General features: G+C 56.3%; 18 protein-coding genes. 16 read left to right on the top strand and 2 right to left on the bottom strand.

Annotated features, from left to right (window positions below):
• Positions 1 to 119: 119 nt before the first annotated feature.
• From NZD89_RS17465 to NZD89_RS17415, 11 genes are all read left to right on the top strand, one after another.
• The gene (locus NZD89_RS17465) at positions 120 to 1,088 is read left to right on the top strand and encodes a polysaccharide deacetylase family protein (RefSeq protein ID WP_268004063.1); all 969 of its coding nucleotides are present in this window, start codon (positions 120 to 122) and stop codon (positions 1,086 to 1,088) included.
• 60 nt (positions 1,089 to 1,148) lie between these two features.
• On the top strand, positions 1,149 to 2,414 hold the full coding sequence (locus tag NZD89_RS17460; RefSeq protein ID WP_268004062.1) for a M16 family metallopeptidase: 1,266 nt from the start codon (positions 1,149 to 1,151) through the stop codon (positions 2,412 to 2,414).
• Complete coding sequence (gene dut / locus NZD89_RS17455; RefSeq protein WP_268004061.1) at positions 2,411 to 2,878, top strand: dUTP diphosphatase; 468 nt, start codon at positions 2,411 to 2,413, stop codon at positions 2,876 to 2,878. Before NZD89_RS17460 ends, dut begins: the two co-directional genes overlap by 4 nt.
• A 153-nt stretch (positions 2,879 to 3,031) precedes the next feature.
• Positions 3,032 to 3,943: a dipicolinate synthase subunit DpsA gene (gene dpsA / locus NZD89_RS17450; RefSeq protein ID WP_268004060.1), complete on the top strand. Its 912-nt coding sequence runs from the start codon at positions 3,032 to 3,034 to the stop codon at positions 3,941 to 3,943.
• A complete protein-coding gene (locus NZD89_RS17445; RefSeq protein WP_268004059.1) occupies positions 3,934 to 4,539 on the top strand; it encodes a dipicolinate synthase subunit B in 606 nt (201 codons plus the stop codon). Before dpsA ends, NZD89_RS17445 begins: the two co-directional genes overlap by 10 nt.
• 54 nt (positions 4,540 to 4,593) lie before the next feature.
• Positions 4,594 to 5,628, top strand: a complete 1,035-nt coding sequence (locus NZD89_RS17440; RefSeq protein WP_268004058.1) for an aspartate-semialdehyde dehydrogenase — start codon at positions 4,594 to 4,596, stop codon at positions 5,626 to 5,628.
• 25 nt (positions 5,629 to 5,653) lie between these two features.
• Positions 5,654 to 6,874: an aspartate kinase gene (dapG, locus tag NZD89_RS17435; protein ID WP_268004057.1), complete on the top strand. Its 1,221-nt coding sequence runs from the start codon at positions 5,654 to 5,656 to the stop codon at positions 6,872 to 6,874.
• A 16-nt stretch (positions 6,875 to 6,890) separates the two neighbouring features.
• A complete protein-coding gene (gene dapA / locus NZD89_RS17430; protein ID WP_268004056.1) occupies positions 6,891 to 7,772 on the top strand; it encodes a 4-hydroxy-tetrahydrodipicolinate synthase in 882 nt (293 codons plus the stop codon).
• A 410-nt stretch (positions 7,773 to 8,182) separates the two neighbouring features.
• Positions 8,183 to 9,841: a ribonuclease J gene (locus NZD89_RS17425; RefSeq protein WP_268004055.1), complete on the top strand. Its 1,659-nt coding sequence runs from the start codon at positions 8,183 to 8,185 to the stop codon at positions 9,839 to 9,841.
• A 144-nt stretch (positions 9,842 to 9,985) separates the two neighbouring features.
• Complete coding sequence (locus tag NZD89_RS17420; RefSeq protein ID WP_268004054.1) at positions 9,986 to 10,798, top strand: ClpP family protease; 813 nt, start codon at positions 9,986 to 9,988, stop codon at positions 10,796 to 10,798.
• Positions 10,798 to 11,031, top strand: coding sequence for a YlzJ-like family protein (locus NZD89_RS17415; RefSeq protein ID WP_268004053.1), 234 nt, complete (start codon positions 10,798 to 10,800; stop codon positions 11,029 to 11,031). The genes NZD89_RS17420 and NZD89_RS17415 overlap by 1 nt, the downstream gene beginning before the upstream one ends.
• Here the strand turns inward: NZD89_RS17415 and NZD89_RS17410 are convergent.
• Complete coding sequence (locus NZD89_RS17410) at positions 11,021 to 11,155, bottom strand: hypothetical protein (protein ID WP_268004052.1); 135 nt, start codon at positions 11,153 to 11,155, stop codon at positions 11,021 to 11,023. The genes NZD89_RS17415 and NZD89_RS17410 overlap by 11 nt on opposite strands.
• A 39-nt stretch (positions 11,156 to 11,194) precedes the next feature.
• On the opposite strand from NZD89_RS17410, the gene NZD89_RS17405 reads away from it, so the two are divergent.
• On the top strand, positions 11,195 to 13,639 hold the full coding sequence (locus NZD89_RS17405; RefSeq protein WP_268004051.1) for an FtsK/SpoIIIE family DNA translocase: 2,445 nt from the start codon (positions 11,195 to 11,197) through the stop codon (positions 13,637 to 13,639).
• 63 nt (positions 13,640 to 13,702) lie between these two features.
• Positions 13,703 to 14,293, top strand: a complete 591-nt coding sequence (locus NZD89_RS17400; protein ID WP_268004050.1) for a hypothetical protein — start codon at positions 13,703 to 13,705, stop codon at positions 14,291 to 14,293.
• Between the two features lie 52 nt (positions 14,294 to 14,345).
• On the opposite strand, the gene NZD89_RS17395 is transcribed toward NZD89_RS17400, so the two are convergent.
• On the bottom strand, positions 14,346 to 14,693 hold the full coding sequence (locus NZD89_RS17395) for a hypothetical protein (RefSeq protein ID WP_268004049.1): 348 nt from the start codon (positions 14,691 to 14,693) through the stop codon (positions 14,346 to 14,348).
• Between the two features lie 129 nt (positions 14,694 to 14,822).
• On the opposite strand from NZD89_RS17395, the gene NZD89_RS17390 reads away from it, so the two are divergent.
• From NZD89_RS17390 to NZD89_RS17380, 3 genes are read left to right on the top strand one after another with little or no spacing between them, the layout of a single operon-like run.
• Positions 14,823 to 15,863 (top strand): hypothetical protein, encoded by a 1,041-nt coding sequence (locus tag NZD89_RS17390; protein WP_268004048.1) that lies wholly within the window; start codon positions 14,823 to 14,825, stop codon positions 15,861 to 15,863.
• 17 nt (positions 15,864 to 15,880) lie between these two features.
• Complete coding sequence (locus NZD89_RS17385; protein WP_268004047.1) at positions 15,881 to 16,678, top strand: DUF3388 domain-containing protein; 798 nt, start codon at positions 15,881 to 15,883, stop codon at positions 16,676 to 16,678.
• A gap of 39 nt (positions 16,679 to 16,717) precedes the next feature.
• Entirely contained in the window at positions 16,718 to 17,731 is a 1,014-nt protein-coding gene (locus NZD89_RS17380) for a helix-turn-helix domain-containing protein (protein WP_268004046.1), read from the top strand.
• Positions 17,732 to 17,754: the final 23 nt, after the last annotated feature.

Genomic DNA, 17,754 nt, shown 5'->3' with positions numbered 1-17,754 from the left:
CCAGTTGTAGGCCCTTTGATCGGCTATTGATAGCATCCTATGGAAGAGCCCCAATTTGGGGCTTTTTTTGTTTTACGCACCGTTGGGGCACCCTAACCGCACACGACTATCGCGGAGGGATGAACGTGAAACGTTTGCACAACATGCGTACGGCGCTGGCGGCACTCAGTGTGATTGGGTTATTTGGCTCCTATTCTGCATTTGGTTCGGATGCGCGCCCGGCAGCGGCCAGTCAACAGGAGCAGGCATTACATAAACTAGACCAATACGGCGAAGAGATGAGTACGACACCAGTGGATGCGCGCATTGATCGGGTTTGGCGCTTAGTGCCTGGACTCGCGGGGTGGACATTGGATGAGGGGGCGAGTCGCGTTGCGACAAAAGCCTCGACGGATGGAAAACTGCACTTGGTTTGGAAACCGGTGCGACCGGCGGTATCCGCAGCGTCACTTCGGGCTGAGCCGATTTACCGGGGGCCGAGTACCGAGAAGTCCATCGCGTTGATGGTCAATGTCTCCTGGGGCGAAGAGTACGTTCCTGCGATGTTGAAGACGTTTGAGAAGTACGGCGTACGCGCCACGTTTTTCCTGGACGGACAGTGGGTGAAAGCTCATCCAGACCTGGCCAAACAAATTGAGCGGGAGGGGCATGCCATCGGTTCCCACGGTACGGGACACCCGGATTTTCGAAGGCTGACGCGGCACCAGTTGGTTGGTCAACTGGACGGAACCAACGCGACGATTGAGCGTATCACAGGTAAGCCGGTTCGCATCATCGCACCTCCGGCGGGTGCATATGATGAACGGCTTGTGACGCTCGCGAAGGAGCGTGGAATGTACACCATCCTGTGGACGGCCGACACCGTGGACTGGCGTCGCCCGCCAGCTGACCAAATCGTCGCGCGGGCAAAACGGGGATTGACGCCTGGCTGTTTACTGCTCATGCACCCAACACAACCGACGGTTCAGGCGTTGCCGCAAATTTTGAAGCTGATTGAAACCAGCGGCTACCACGCCAAAACGGTGGAGGATGTCGTGTTTGAGCGGCCAGCCGTCAAGCCACCCAGTGTCTTGAGTGTTATGGATTGAATTTGCTATATTGGACGTATTGCCATAAGCACTGTTCGGTATGGTTGAGGAGGCACTTTGGTGACATATCATAGACAACTGCCTAACGGGATTCGCGTCGTAGGCGAAGAAATTCCGACTCTGCGCTCTGTTAGTATTGGCGTGTGGGTCAAAACCGGATCCCGCTATGAGACAGAGCAAGAGAACGGGGTCAGTCACTTTTTGGAGCACATGTTCTTCAAGGGGACCGACCGCTATTCCGCCAAAGAGTTGGCGCAAGTGTTCGACGAACTAGGCGGACAGGTCAACGCATTTACTTCCAAGGAGTACACGTGCTACTATTCCCGCGTATTGGATGAACACTTCACCATCGCGCTGGATACGCTCGCGAACATGCTCCTTTCGTCGACCTTCGCGGAAGAAGAACTGGAAAAGGAAAAGCGGGTCGTTATCGAAGAGATTCATATGTACGAAGATACGCCGGATGAGCTGGTCATGGACCTTCTGGCGGAGGGAACGTACCGCGGACACCCGCTTGGCTATACCATTCTCGGGACAGAATCCAATCTGGAGTCGTTTTCATCGGCGGATTTGCGCAAGTACGTCAGCGAACAGTACAATCCGCACAATATCGTCATCGCCGTCGCCGGACACATTGACGAAGAGACCGCCGTGCGCGAGGTAGAGCGACTGTTTGGCGGGATGTCGGGCTCTGTCGCTGGATCGAACCGGTCGATTCAAGCCCCCCCGTTTCACCGCTCCTTGGTGACCCGCCAGAAGGATATCGAGCAGGTCCACCTCTGCCTGTCAACGCTCGGACTTCCGGCAGGGACCGGGGAGTTGTATCCGCTCATTTTGTTGAACAACATCTTAGGTGGAACCCAGTCGTCGAGGCTGTTTCAGGAGATTCGCGAAGATGCGGGCATGGCGTACTCTGTGTTCTCCTTCCACACGGCTTATCAGGATGCCGGCATGTTCGGAATTTACGCTGGAACGTCGCCGGATCACGTCGAGTCGGTCGTTCAATCCATCCAGCGCATTTGCCGAACGTTTGCGCAGACGTCGCTGACCGCCAGCGACTTGGAGAAGACAAAGCAACAGGTGAAAGGTGCCATGATGCTCGGACTCGAGAGCTCTGGCAGCCGGATGAGTCGCATTGCCAAAAATGAGCTGCTGTTGAATCGCGAGGTCCCTGTCGAGGAGACCCTGGCAGGTATCGACGCCGTCACGGTCGCGCAAGTGAAGGACATCGCGCACCGCTTGTTCCAGGACGGTTTCGCACTGTCCGCCGTCGGGCCTATCGCCGGCATCGACTTTGCGGCGCTGGTACCAGAGGCGATGGCATGAGCGGGTCGGAAATTCAGGTCTCATTTCGCGTCGTCTCCGATTTGTTCGAACCGAACTACATGCCTGCGTACGCTTCTGAAGGCGCGGCCGGTATGGACCTACACGCGGTCCTCGCGGAGTCTCTTGCCGTTTCGCCGGGTGCGCGCGTTCGGGTCCCTACAGGCATTGCCATTCAGCTGCCACGTCGCGATCTCGTTGCTCTGGTCTATGCGCGCAGCGGCCTGGCATGGCGATCCGGCCTTGCGCTGAGTAACGGAGTGGGCGTCGTCGACAGCGATTACACCGGAGAACTCCAAGTGTTGCTGACGAACTTCGGGGAAGAAATGGTAGTCATTGCCCCTGGGGATCGGATCGCTCAACTGGTCATCGCGCCCATTCACGTCGTTGCTTGGGTGAGGGCGACTGAATTGGCAGAGACGGCGCGCGGCGACGGCGGATTTGGTTCGACCGGAATCAAGGGGTAAGTCGGCTAGCACTCCCAACACTTCATCGTCCAACTCAATGGGCCATCCCAAAAGTCATCATAGATGACTAGGGATGGCCTGTTCGTGTTTTCACCCCTTTGGGCGAGTGCACATATGCTACCTGTAGACGCGTCAAGGGGTGAAAACAACAGTATGTTAACTGGAAAACACCTGGTGTTTGTTGGTGGAGATGCGCGGCAGCTCGAAGTCATCGCTCAGGTCGTGGATAACGACGCGAGTGCTACGTTGGTGGGTTTCTCCGACATCCATCGCGACTACACGGATACCGTGTATGGGGAGCTGACAGAAGAGGTACTTGCCAAAGCGGATGCACTCGTCTTACCGATTGCTGGGATGGAAAACGATGGGCGCGTCGACACGAAGTTCGCGCCGGAGCCGGTTATGCTGACGGAGAGTCATTTTGCGGCCCTGCGCCCGGGGGCGTTTGTATTCACAGGCATCGCCCGATCCGTTTTGACAGAGTGGTGCAACAGCCACTCTTTACAACTCGTCAAGTTGATGGAGCTTGACGAAGTGGCCATTCTCAATTCAATTCCCACGGCTGAAGGCGCCATCGCCATCGCCATGGAGGAAACGGATATCACGTTGCACGGTGCCAACACCGTCGTCCTGGGATTCGGACGATGTGGTCAGACGTTGGCCCACAAATTGCGCGCGATGGGGGCGAACGTGCAGGTCTGCGCACGCCATGCGTCCGACCTCGCCCGAGTCGACGAAATGTCGCTCATTCCCGTTCCGCTCAAACAGATCGAGGATGCGGTGCGCCGCGCCGACATCGTCTTCAACACCATTCCCGCCCTCGTGCTCAACGCGGGTGTGTTGAAGGAGATGGCTCGCGACTGTGTGATCATCGACATCGCGTCAAAACCGGGCGGCACAGATTTTCGCTATGCCGAGCGCCGTGGAATGCGGGCGCTATTGGCGCCGAGTCTACCTGGTCTGGTCGCACCGAAGACCGCTGGTCGGATCATCGCTCGTTCACTCTCGCGCATCCTCGCGGAGGAATCTGATGGAGGACATAAGGAGGAAGACATATGGAGCTGAAGGGGAAAACCATTGGGTTTGGCATTACGGGCAGTCACTGTACGTACGAGGAAATTTTTCCTGAGGTCAAGCGGTTAGTAGAGTTGGGTGCGACCGTGGTTCCGGTGTTCTCCAATGCTGTCCTCAATACTGGAACGCGATTTGGCGAAGCAGGGGAATGGGCGAAGAAAATCGAAGAAGTCTCGGGACAAAAGGCGATTACAACCATCCCTGAAGCGGAACCGCTGGGGCCTTCGAAGCGGCTCGACGTCATGCTCATCGCTCCGTGCACGGCCAGTTCCTTGAGTCGGTTCGCCCAGGCGAACACCGATTCGGCCGTCCTGATGGCCGCGAAGTCGACCCTTCGCAACGACCGTCCCGTCGTCGTAGCGATTTCAACCAATGATGGTTTGGGTTTAAGCATGTATAATATTGCACGTCTGATGAATACGAAAAACATTTACTTTGTTCCATTCGGTCAGGATGCTCCACATGTTAAAATAAACTCATTGGTATCATTGATGAGATTAATTCCGGAGACGCTCTCGGCGGCACTGGAACGGCATCAGTTGCAACCTGTTTTGCTAGAACGCTGGCGGGAAGAGCGGCCGTCCTAATCGTGCAACCAGGCCCTACGGGGCCATCTCTTCGGAGACTAAAGGGGATTATGCATGGAGAGAAAAGTTCAGTACCGCATTGCAGTACTCGGCGCGACGGGTGCCGTGGGTCGAAAGATGATTCAGACGTTGGAACGTCGGAATTTCCCGTTTGAGTCATTGAAACTTCTGGCATCCGAACGGTCTGCCGGAGAGACCATCTCGTTTGCCGGTCAATTGATAGAAGTAGAAGTTGCTCGTCCGGATTCTTTTGAGGGCATTGATATTGCCCTGTTCAGCGCCGGCGCGACGACGAGCCAGGTGTTTGCACCTGAGGCCGTAAAGCGTGGAGCGGTCGTCGTCGACAACAGTTCGGCGTACCGGATGGACAAGAGCGTTCCACTGGTGGTGCCAGAGGTCAATGCGCATGCGGTCGACCATCATCAAGGCATCATCGCCAATCCGAACTGCTCTACGATTCAACTGATGGTCGCTCTCAACGCCCTCAAGGAATTCGGATTGGAGCACGTCGTCATCTCCACTTACCAAGCCGTGAGTGGCATGGGGCAAAAAGCGGTCGACGCACTTCGTTCGGAAGTGGAGGAGTGGCGACAGGGCGGGCGTATCACGCCGACGTTGTTCCCACTGGCATCGCAGGACGCGCACTACCCGATGGCGTTTAACGTACTTCCGCAGTGTGACGTCTTTCTCGACAACGGATATACCAAAGAGGAAATGAAGCTAGTTAACGAATCTCGCAAGATTTTGGAGATGCCGGAGTTGAAGGTGAGTCCGACGGCAGTCCGCGTACCTGTACTGTACGGTCACTCGGAATCGGTCGCGGTGCGTTTCCAGCAACCGGTCAGTCCTACGCAGGCTCGCGAGAAGTTCGCGCAAGCGACGAACCTCGTGGTGTTGGACGACCCGAGTCAGGCGCAGTATCCGCACCCACTCATGGCCGAAGACACCGGTGAGACGTATGTCGGCAGAATTCGCCAGGACTTGGCGGACCCAAATACGCTGTTGTTTTTCGTCGTAGCAGACAATTTGCTCAAAGGTGCGGCGTGGAATGCTGTGCAAATTGCAGAGACGTTGATCCAACGAGCTTGATAGCCCGCAAGAGGGAGAACTTGTCATGAAGATTTTAGTACAAAAGTTCGGTGGTACGTCGGTAGCGACCCCTGAGTCGCGCCTGGCGGCCATTCGTCATATTGAACGCGCTCGCCAGGACGGGTACGCCGTAGTGGTGGTCGTTTCCGCGATGGGGCGCAAGGGTGACCCGTATGCGACGGATACGCTGCTGTCCCTGTTGAACCTCGGGGAGGCACAGGCGAGCGTGTCCCCGCGCGACAGAGATATGCTCCTCGCGTGTGGTGAAACTATCTCTGCCGTCGTGTTCGCCAACGCGTTGCGCACCAGAGGACACGAGGTTCAAGTCATGACCGGCGCGCAGGCAGGGATTCTCACCAACGGTGACTTCGGCAACGCGCGGATCCAGAACATCCGTCCGGAGCGGATGCTCTGTGCGCTCGCGGCCGACCAAATTGTCGTCGTGATGGGCTTTCAGGGCGTGGACGACAATGGCGAAATCACGACGCTCGGGCGCGGTGGAAGTGATACCACGGCGACCGCTATTGGCGTCGCGCTGGAAGCTGAAGCTGTGGATATCTTCACCGATGTCTCTGGCATCATGACTGCAGATCCGCGGCTGGTGGACGACGCGAGGCAGTTGAGTCAAGTGACGTATACGGAGATCTGCAACCTCGCATATCAGGGCGCCAAGGTGATCCATCCACGCGCGGTGGAAATCGCGATGCAGAGAAATATTCCCATCCGAGTGCGGAGTACGCACTCAGATGACCCTGGTACACTAGTTACACAAGCCCCGCAACAGCTCGAGCACGGGGCCCTGTTTGACAGATTTGTCACGGGCATCGCACACAGCGCGAATGTGACGCAGATTCGCGTTGCTGGTGACAGCATTGGAACGTCCAGCATTTTCACACTGATGGCGGAGTACAAAATCTCCGTTGACTTTATTTCGGTAACGCCGTTTGAAGTGGCGTTCACCGTCGGGGACGATGTGGCACACATCGCCGTGCAGCAGTTGGAGAAATTAGGTTATGTTCCGGAGACGCGCCCGGGCTGTGCCAAGGTTTCCGTGGTGGGCGCGGGGATCATGGGCGTTCCTGGCATTATGGCTAGGATCGTCGAGGCACTCGCTATCGAGGGCATTGATATTCTGCAATCGGCCGATTCGCACACGACCATTTGGGTGCTGGTGGACGGCGATCATATGGGGCCCGCAGTACGAGCATTACACCGAGCTTTTCAACTCGCAGAACTGACGGTGTAAGGAAAGGATGACGGAGATGGACTTCGGAAGTTTGATCACGGCCATGGTGACGCCCTTCGACGGCGATGACCAGGTCGATGAAGTTGCGTTAAAATCCCTGGTCGATCACCTGATAGACACTGGGACGACCAGCATTCTGGCCTGCGGTACAACCGGTGAGTCACCGACCTTGACGCATGAGGAAAAGTTGAAACTTTTCACGGCCACCCTGGAGGCAGTGGATGGGCGCGTACCGGTTATGGCTGGGACCGGAACCAATTCGACAAAGCAGTCCATCGAATTTACAAAAGAGGTTGCAAGCCTTGGCGTAGATGGGATACTGCTTGTTTCACCGTACTACAACAAGCCGACGCAAGAAGGGCTGTACGAGCACTTTGCCGCCATTACTGGCAGCGTCTCTCTGCCGGTGATGATCTACAACGTCCCTGGGCGAACGAGTGTGAATATCGAAGTGGACACGGTGCTTCGACTGGCGCAGATTCCGAATATCTTCGCCATCAAGGAGGCCAGCGGTCAATTTACGCAGATCTCCCACATCGCGGCCGAAAAACCGGATGACTTCCTGCTGTATAGCGGGGACGACAAGTTTACCATTCCGATGCTAAGCCTAGGTGCGGCCGGTGTGGTGAGTGTCGCCAGCCACGTGGTCGGTGCCGAGATCCGCCAGATGATGGAGTGTTTTTGGCAGGGCGACCACGCCGAAGCGGCTCTGTGGAGCGCGCGGCTCTTGCCGATTTTCGAGGGGTTGTTTGCCAGTGCGAGCCCGGCTCCAGTCAAAGCGGCGCTCGAGCTTATCGGGCAGCAGGTGGGCCCTGTGCGCCAACCGTTGATGCCGATATCGGATGCCTTATTGCAGCATCTGAGAGCACTGTTGAACCGCTTAGGGAAATGTGAATAAACCCCTTTGGGCTGATGATTTTTCGACATTGATGAATGACAGCGACACCAAGAGAGGCACGGGATACTTCCTGTGCCTCTTTCCTTTTTCGACAAATCTTGACTGGATCGTCAGTTGTGAACCATGCGGCTGAAGGGTATAATACTTCACATAGTGACTGGTGCGGCTTATTTATTGAGCGAATCATCACTCAGATCGATGGATGTATGGACCGGGCTGATCTGTGTGACCGAGTGAGATAGTGCGACATTTTTCATCGGCGTACGGACAGAACTGTGTGAATCACCGCAGAGTTCTTACCCTTTATCGGGACAAACTTGCGGGTATGTAGCGCTGTGTGGCGTGCACAGCCTCTATATCTGTGTGTGTAAGACTGTTGTTTTCTGGGATAGCACTACGGAGGTGCCAATTTGGCTAAAGGAAAAGCAAGGCTTTCCATCGTCCCGCTCGGGGGCGTTGGCGAGATCGGCAAAAATATGACTTTATACTGGTACGGCAACGACATGCTTGTCGTTGACGCAGGACTGAAGTTTCCTGAAGAAGATATGCTCGGAATCGATATCGTTATTCCGGATATTACGTTTTTGGTGGAAAATCGCGAAAAGATTCGCGGTATTTTCTTGACTCACGGCCACGAGGATCACATTGGGGGATTGCCCTATATTCTGCGTGAGCTGAATGTACCGGTCTACGGTACGCGCCTGACGTTGGGGCTTGTCGAGAACAAACTTCGTGAGCACGGTTTGCTCGACACCGCCAAACTAACTGCCATCGATGGCAATTCCATCGTTCATGCGGGCGTATTTGATGTATCGCTGTTTTACGTAAATCACAGCATCCCAGACACAGCAGGTTTTGCAATTGAGACACCGGAGGGTGTCGTCATTCACACAGGTGACTTCAAATTCGACCAAACTCCAGTTGATGGCCGCCCTGCTGAGATTCACAAGTTAGCGGCCTACGGCGCGCGTGGAGTGCTGGCGCTGGTCGGCGACAGTACGAATGCGGAACGCCCGGGATACACGCCCTCGGAGCTGTCGGTAGGAGAAAAGATCAACGAGATCGTCGGCAACGCGTCCGGCCGCGTCATCATGTCGACGTTTGCATCCAACATCCATCGATTGCAGCTTATGATTCGCGCTGCTGAGAAGCACGGCCGGAAGGTGGCTGTCGTCGGCCGCAGTATGGTCAACAACATTCAAACCAGTTTGCAGCTTGGGTACCTCGAGGCGCTGCCGGAAACCATCATCGATGCGGACGACGTCAATCGGGTAGACCCTGAGAAGCTTGTCATCCTCTCGACGGGCAGCCAGGGTGAGCCGATGTCCGCGCTGACGCGGATGGCTCGAGCAGCGCATCGCAAGATTGAAATTATGCCTGGGGATACCGTCGTTCTGGCGAGTTCGCCAATTCCGGGCAACGAGAAGTACGTGTCGCGCACGATTGACCAACTCTTCCGCGCGGGTGCCAACGTGATCTACCGTGGCGTTCACGCTTCTGGTCACGGGAGTCAAGAAGAACTCAAGTGGATGTTGTCGCTCGTCAAGCCTAAGTTCTTCTTGCCAGTTCACGGTGAATTTCGGATGCAGCGCACGCACGCTAATCTAGCAATGGACGTCGGGGTAGATCCAGACAACATCTTCATCACAGAGCTTGGGGACGTCGTCGAGTTCGAGAATGGACGCGCCCGGCTCGGGGGGAAGGTCCCTGCTGGTGCCGTGATGATCGACGGATTGGGCGTCGGCGACGTCGGGAACATCGTACTGCGCGACCGGAAGCTGTTGTCGCAGGATGGCATCCTCGTCGTCGTGGTAACCCTGTCCAAGTCGACTGGGCACATCCTGTCTGGTCCAGACATCATTTCGCGCGGATTCGTCTACGTCCGCGAGTCGGAGGCGCTCCTCGAAGAGGCGAACAAACTCGTCGAGAGTACGCTTGTCAAACTCGTCACGGATAATGTCAGCGAGTGGTCGAGCCTCAAAACGGCGGTGCGCGACGCGCTGGGCCGCTACCTGTACGAGCAAACGAGGCGTCGCCCGATGATTTTGCCAATCATCATGGAGGCATAACCTGGGTGTTCCCGGCCATCCGAACGTGCATCTTGCGTTTTGGATGGCCTTTTTGTGCTTTCTTCGCCAGTTCTCCCAGAAACGCTGCATTTGCGCCTCCCTCACTGCTCATACTAGGTAGCAGAAAGAGGGGGCGTACCGGAGATGGAATATCCGTTTGATTCACCATTGCAGCAAGTTTTGCGAGCGACCAAACAGCCGCGAGGCATCCTCAATCAGCCACAGGCGCAACAGTCCGATGTGCAACCTGCGCCGACAGAGGAGCAGGTTGCAGCCATCGCGAATAACATCGAAGAACTTGGCCAGACAACTCCTGCGGAGGCGCCCAACAGTGACATTTTCTGCATGTCCATCATTGGGCAGATAGAAGGGCATATGGTCCTCCCGCCGCAAAACAAAACGACGAAATACGAACATATCATTCCGCAGCTGGTGGCAGTCGAAGAGAGCGAGAAGGTTCAGGGGCTGTTACTCATTCTGAACACCGTTGGCGGCGACGTCGAGGCGGGGCTAGCCATCGCCGAGCTCGTGGCCTCGCTGAGCAAACCCACCGTGTCCCTAGTGCTCGGAGGCGGCCACTCCATCGGCGTTCCGATAGCGGTGAGTTCCGATTACACGTTCATCGCGGAGTCGGCGAGTATGACCATTCACCCCATCCGCCTGAACGGGCTGATCATTGGCGTGCAACAGTCGTTCGAGTACTTGGAGAAGATGCAGGATCGCGTGACAAAATTCGTCGTCGCTCACTCCAAGATCACCGAGGACCGCTTCCGCGAATTGATGCTCAACACCCAGCAGATGTCCAAGGATATCGGCACGACCGTGATTGGTGAGGACGCCGTCAAGCACGGTCTCGTCGACGAGGTGGGGGGGCTCGGTGCGGCGATGCAGAAACTCCACGAGTTGATTCGGGAGCGAGAGCAGGTCATCACCGACGAACTCGGGGTGATGCAGTAATGCACTGGACGACGTTATCGGACGCCGAGATCTTCGCTGTACCACAAGCGACTTCGGTGGATGGTTCAACTGGAATCACGGAGGAAATCACTGTGGGTCACGCCGTCCTGGTGGTGAACCGCACACCAAACGGCGAGGCGACCATCAGTCGGGTGATCAGTCCGCGCGCAAGCGACTATCTCCGGCCGGACTGGCAGCCAGGGATGCCGTTTGACAAGTCGTCTATCGAGTGAGATAGTCTAACGCTTTTAGGGTCAACCGACGGTTGGCCCGTTTTGCGTGACCTGCGCGGACCTCTGCACCGCGGCCGGCACATTCCATCGTTCCACCTGGGCAGGAAATCATTCCTGGTTTCACGAATCATTCACCTAGGACAAAGAGACTGGTGGGTGAACCGTGGCACGTAAACAGCAACAGAAAAACATCTTGAAATACGAAGTGACAGGGCTGGTAATGCTCACCGGATGTGCGCTCGCTTTGGGCAAACTGGGACTTGTCGGGCAGACGCTGGCGGTCATCAGTATTTTCCTGGCTGGAAGCTGGTACTTTCTGATTCCAATTCTTACGGGATATGCTGCTATCTATATGATGTTCCGACGTTCGCGCTTTATCTGGGACAGTCGGCACGTGGGTATCCTTATCATCTTGCTATGTTTGTTAGGCTTTATGGAGATGCAATTCTATAGTCATCAATTGCTTCAATTTCAGTCGAAGACGAGTCTCGCGACGGCTCAGTGGAACGCGCTGCAGGAGTTGAAAGCCTACATCTTTCACCCGGCGACGAACGCTGCCCCCCCTTCGGCTGGCGGCGGATTGATTGGCTATGTCGTGTTTGCCGTCCTGCACACGCTGTTCAACACCCCGAATACACGGGAGGTAGGCCCGCTTCTAGTGATTTTCACCGGCGTGCTCATCGGGGTTGCACTCGTCCTGCAGGCCTCGTTGGTCAATGTCGTGAAGCGGGGGACGGGCTGGACCGAGGGGCTGATGGATCACCTCTGGAAGTCGGTCAAAGGGTACACGAACGTCCTGTTCAAGTCCGACGAGCAAGATGAGGGCGTCGAACAACTCCCGCCTGAGAAGTCGCGCCGGCGCAAGCCGCAATTGATTGTCGACGGCGAGGTCTACGACGCGACTGACCGTTCGAAGTCGGTGGCCGAACCGACCGCGTCGGAGTCACCGATTATCCACGACTTCGCGCTGCGCGCGAGGCAACAGCATGCGGAGCACGAAGCGGCGGTGGAACAGGCGACCTCCCAGCCGCCCTTGGAGCAGGTGGGCAATCAGTTGGTGATGAAATTTCCAGAGCAGAAGGGCAAGAAACCGTCTGCTCCGCCAGAGCGCCAACATGCGGTGGACGAAGGGTACGAAGTCGGGCCAATGGTCCACGACGAAAACTTCCGCCTTCCGCCATTGAGTATCTTTTCGCTGCCGAAGAACGGCGGCAAGTCGTTCTCGCAACGGGGCGCTCAGGAAAACGCGCAGAAATTGGAATCCACGTTGCAGTCGTTTGGCGTCAGTGCGAAAGTGTTGGAAATCAGCCGGGGCCCGACGGTGACGCGGTACGAATTGCAACCGGCGGCCGGCGTCAAGGTGTCTCGGATTGTGAACCTAACCGACGACATCGCGCTCGCGCTGGCGGCGCGCGACATCCGCATGGAGGCCCCTGTTCCAGGCAAGTCGGTCGTCGGTATCGAAGTGCCCAATGACGAGGTGGCCATCGTCTCCTTGCGCGAGGTCCTGCAAGCGCCGGAGTTCCAACAGACCAGTGCGCGCCTGGGCATCGCGCTGGGGCGCGACATTTCCGGTGCACCCATCGTCGGGGACCTGCAAAAGATGCCCCACTTGCTCGTCGCAGGTGCCACCGGGTCGGGCAAGAGCGTCTGCGTGAACGGGATTATCGCATCCATTCTCATGCGGCATAAGCCTCATGAGGTAAAATTGATGATGATTGACCCGAAGATGGTCGAACTGAGTGGTTACAATGGCATCCCACACCTGCTCGCGCCGGTCGTCACGGACCCACGCAAGGCGGCCTACGCGTTGAAGAAGGTCGTGCAGGAAATGGAAAATCGATACCAGTTGATGGCCGAGCGCGGCGCGCGCGACATCGAGCGGTTTAATCAATTGCTGCGGGATGACGGACTGGAGCCGTTGCCGTACATCGTCGTCATCGTGGACGAGTTGGCCGATTTGATGATGGTCGCACCGAATGACGTCGAGGACGCCATCTGCCGAATTGCCCAGATGGCGCGTGCGGCCGGTATCCATCTCATCGTCGCGACACAGCGTCCATCTGTGGACGTCATCACGGGGCTCATCAAGGCGAACATTCCGAGCCGCATCGCCTTTGCGGTGTCGTCCATTCACGACTCGCGAACCATCCTCGACGGCGGTGGTGCCGAAAAACTGCTCGGGCGTGGCGACATGCTGTACTACCCCGTAGGCGCCTCCAAGGCGACGCGCGTACAAGGGGCCTTCGTGTCCGAGGAGGAGATCGAACGGCTTGTGTCGTTTGTGAAAGATCAGCAGCAGGCCGTGTACACGGTCGATTTGAACACTGGGACAGAGGAGGAGGCACCGGACGACTCGGGCGGCCCGGACCTCGATGAATTGTTCAGTGACGCTGTCGATCTCGTCGTCGACTTGGGTCAAGCCTCGGTTTCGATGCTTCAGCGCCGCTTTCGCATCGGGTATTCTCGCGCGGCGCGCATTGTGGACCAGATGGAGCAAAGTGGAATTGTCGGATCGTTCGAGGGAAGTAAACCTCGTGAGGTCTTGATTTCAAAGGAACAGTGGTACCACGCGAAGGCTTCGTTGGACCGCCGTCCTGAAGATTGAGGGATACATGCATACACTCGTCCATATACCTTAGTAAACGCACTTGATGAAGGTGGTGGGCGGATGATGCGACAAACGGCTGTCGTTGGGCGCCAGTGGCCATTGTTGGTGGTTGCGGGTGCTCTTTTGTTAGGCGTGTTTACGTACTATGATGGTCGGGTATTCAACGGTTTGGCAACGGCGTCACTTGGCGGGCTGACCAGTCAACATACGACTGCGGGGCAAGCGGGAGATCCGGTGGCGCCACAGAGCATGATTGACGCGCTCACAAAGGCTGTGGGCGACGTACCTGGCTTGAATGACATGGCTGTCGTGCCGGATGGGAATGGCGACGGACGGTTTATGGTGTCCGCCATGGTGGATTTAGCGGAAGTGGGCGATGGGACAAGCGCATCGTCAGGCGGGCAACAAGCTTTGATGGATCAAGCGGTGGACGAATATTTCAAAGGCGTGTTTGCACAGGGCCCGCTGGTGAGTGAAGCGATGCTGACCTTCACGAACGGGGACGCCATTGTCGGGACCGCCGGTCTCGGCAGAGCGCAGTACGAGAAAATGGCGACGACGACGATGAGTGGGGACCTTGCAGGGGCTATGTCAGAACAGAAAGCGGTGCAGGACAACACACCGAATGACGTGTGGTTTCAAACGCAATGACGTAACGTAACCGGATGAAAAGGATACTGAACGACAGACAAAGGCGACGCGGTTAACCGCGTCGCCTTGGCGTTGCACCAATCAGGTACAGTTGTGATATCGCGATTTGCTCGCGCCGGAACGAGCGCATCAAAGCGCGCACAATTGGTTCGTGTCCCGTTCGCAGCAACGTGTCGACGATGGTTTGCAGCGTGAAGGGCTCATCTAGGCAATTCTCGACGTCTGGATTGTCATCTAAGCAATAAAGCCAACGTTCGTCATACTGGCTACCACGTTGTTCCTTGTATGCGGACGCGTATAATTGATAGATATCGAAAGGCGCGTCCAGTTGATCAAGATAGTACTCTAGCTGATAGAGCGCCTTCGCAACGGATAAATGCTCTCCATGAAAGTTGGCCAAACTGATTCACCCTTTCATACATATTATGTGAGTGCGAAGTCACAAAGGCAAGAGGGGATTCAATCCGTTACAATACATATATGGGACAACGCTGTTGCACCTTATGGAACTGATAGGAGTCGTATCTAAATGACGCGAAAGAATCGAATACGTTTTGTTGCCGCAGGTGCCTCGATTTGCTCGATTGGCATCGTCTCGGGCTGTGGAGCTCCGGACTTATCCGCGATGCAACCGCACGTGCAAAAGCAGGCGGCCGCTGTGCTGGTCGTAGGCAACCCGAATTTTATGCCGACGACCCCACTGACGAACACGGTTCCCGACAATCCCATGGTGCTGGAAACCGTGGAGACGACGAGCACCTCATTTTTAGAGAAGGCAAATGAGGTCTTGAAGAACAGCGAAGTCACGACCTGTGTGGTCGCTGTGGACGACGCAGGGCCCCTTGCAACTGACATATCGCAACTCACGCAAAAATATGCCAATGTGCATTTTGATATTTTGAGCAATCGCGCGGCAACGGGTGTCGGCGGATCGAACGTCGCCATGGTGTACCTGGACGAAAACGCGACGGACTTCGCCATTGGCTGGCTAGCCGGAGTTTGGGCGAACAATCTCGTCAAAACGCAGCAGTTGACGTTACAGCCGGCTATCGGGTACTCGGTCAAAGGCGTTTCGGTGAACGCCCAAAAGGCGTTCTTTGCCGGTTTGTACACGGTTGACCCTGCGGCACAAGTCGTGCCGATGGTACCAGTGAACGGTCCCAATGCTGTGCCGCTTATCTATCCCACCGTGAGCGCAGTGGTCGTTGGAGGCACGGTGCCGCAATCTGTCGCGCAGTCGATTGGTGCAAACGCGCCGTTCTTGTTCGACTTGACCGGGGGGACGGTTTCCGCGCCCGCGCCGTCCATTCGCCCTGGACATCTCGACTCGTCGCAGGTGGCGAATCGCCTCGCGCAAATTCCGAAAGGTGGATGGCAGGCAGGAGACGATCCGGTCGTAGATCCGAACTGCGTCGACATCAACCCACAGTTGATGCCACCAGGTGTGGTGAGTGCCTGGAAATCGTTGTCGCAGTCGTTGGAACAATCGCCTAACACCTGGCAGTCGGATTACGCGAAGTTGCCTACTAGCACGCAAATTTTGTTGAAGTCGAAGTTTGGCGTCGCATAAACAAGGGGATGTTAAAGATGTCCAGTGCGGATGACGTGACAAAGCAGCGGTCGCAATATTATTTTCAGTACCAAATTCGCCGGGATCGACCTGGGCTTTTGGGGGATATCGCGAGCCTGTTAGGGATGCTGGGGTTTAATATCCTGCAGTTGGCAGGTGTGTCGGAAGAGAGTCGCGGGTTTTTGATTGAGACGGATCGGCCGGACAGCTTGGACGTACTGACGACGATGCTGGCTTCGATGGACGACATCGAGATTGGCGCGCTTCGCGCCCCGAGTCTGCGAGATAGGTTGGCAATTCGGCATGGACGGTTTATCGAGCGAAGTGATACGGAGACCAGAACGTATCGGTTTGTTCGCGATGAGCTCGGCGTACTGGTCGACTTTCTCGGTGAGATTTTGAAACGGCCCGGTCGCCAGGTCATCGGCGTGCGTGGGCAACCCCGCGTCGGGAAGACCGAATCCGTCGTCGCGGCGAGTGTCTATGCCAATAAGCGATGGCTGTTTGTCTCGTCCACGCTGCTCAAGCAGACAATGATGCGAGAATTGCCCCCGAATGATTTCTTATCCGATCATTTCGTGTATATTATTGATGGGGCGGTTTCGGCACTTCGTGGCGACGAACAACACTTGCGTTGTGTCGATGATATCCTGCGTATGCCTGCTCCGATTGTGATTGAGCACCCAGACATTTTTGTCCGACGGTCTCGATATCACTGGGACTTGTTTGACTTAATCATTGAATTACGGCGGGAGACGCAAGAGGAGCTACCCCTCGATGCGCCAGATCAAGAACCTGGGGCGTGGACGCAGTGACGGGCGCTGTGACGGCGCCAGTATTAAGGAGGGAAATCATTGCGAGAATTAGGCCGCATTCTGCGATCGACAAGAGAATCCCTCGGATTTGACTTGGATGAAATCGAAGAAAAGACAAAAATCCGCAAGCGTTATTTGCTAGCGCTCGAAGAGGGAGACTGGAGTGTTCTTCCTGGACGCGTGTACGCGCGCGGTTTTGTCCGCAGCTATGCAGATGTGCTTGGGCTCGACGGACTGGAGTTGTTACAACAACACGTGGATGGGCGAGAACTCGAGCCGCCTGTCGAAACTGTGGACAAGGTGGCGCGGCCAACACCACCTGAACCGGTGCGCGACGAGCCAAGCGGTTCCGTCTCGGCGGATTCACAGGGCAGTTCAGACGGGCAGCAGCGCAAGGCGGTTGCGCGTATCGCCGAACCTCGGCAAAGCGTCGAAGTACCGCGCAAATCACCACAGGTGCAACAAAGCCAGGAGCGAAGCTCTCGGCGCCTTGCGATTGGCGGAGGCGTCGGGCAGGGGCTGATCATCGCCGCTGCGTTGGCGGTTGTGGCAGGTGGGTATTTCGCGCTGCGGGGCCACCACAATCCGCCGACGCGTGCGAATACAGGTACGGCGTCAGTGGTCAACAACGCGAGTTCGACGACGACTGGCAATGAGACGACCAACGCCGTGTCCGCCAACGCTACGGCCAAGAATGCGACGAATAGCGTGGCGAACAACACGACGACGACGACGACGCCTCCTCCGGCCGCCGTTGTGACCGCAGGACCTCTGCAGAATGGCGCTCATACATATACCGTAAAGAACGCACAGAATCTCAAGGTTCAGTTGAAAGTACAGACGGGACAACTTTGGATTCAGGTGCAGTCGGACAGCAAGATGGTCGACCCGAACGACATTCTGAACCCTGGGGACTCCAGGACGTTCTCTGGAACCAGTTCGATTTTGCTTCGCCTCGGGCACGTCCAGGGCGTACAATTGACCGTAAACGGGCAACCAGTCACGCTGCCTGACACTCCGAATGCGGTAAACATTCTCATTGAAAAGCAGTAATGGCACTTTGGTGATAAGGAAGT

The sequence above is a fragment of the Alicyclobacillus fastidiosus genome (assembly GCF_026651875.1).
In the GTDB taxonomy this organism is placed as follows: Bacteria; Bacillota; Bacilli; order Alicyclobacillales; family Alicyclobacillaceae; genus Alicyclobacillus; species Alicyclobacillus fastidiosus.
The sequence above is the reverse complement of the archived record's forward strand: the minus strand, read 5'-3'. Positions and strand labels throughout refer to the sequence as shown.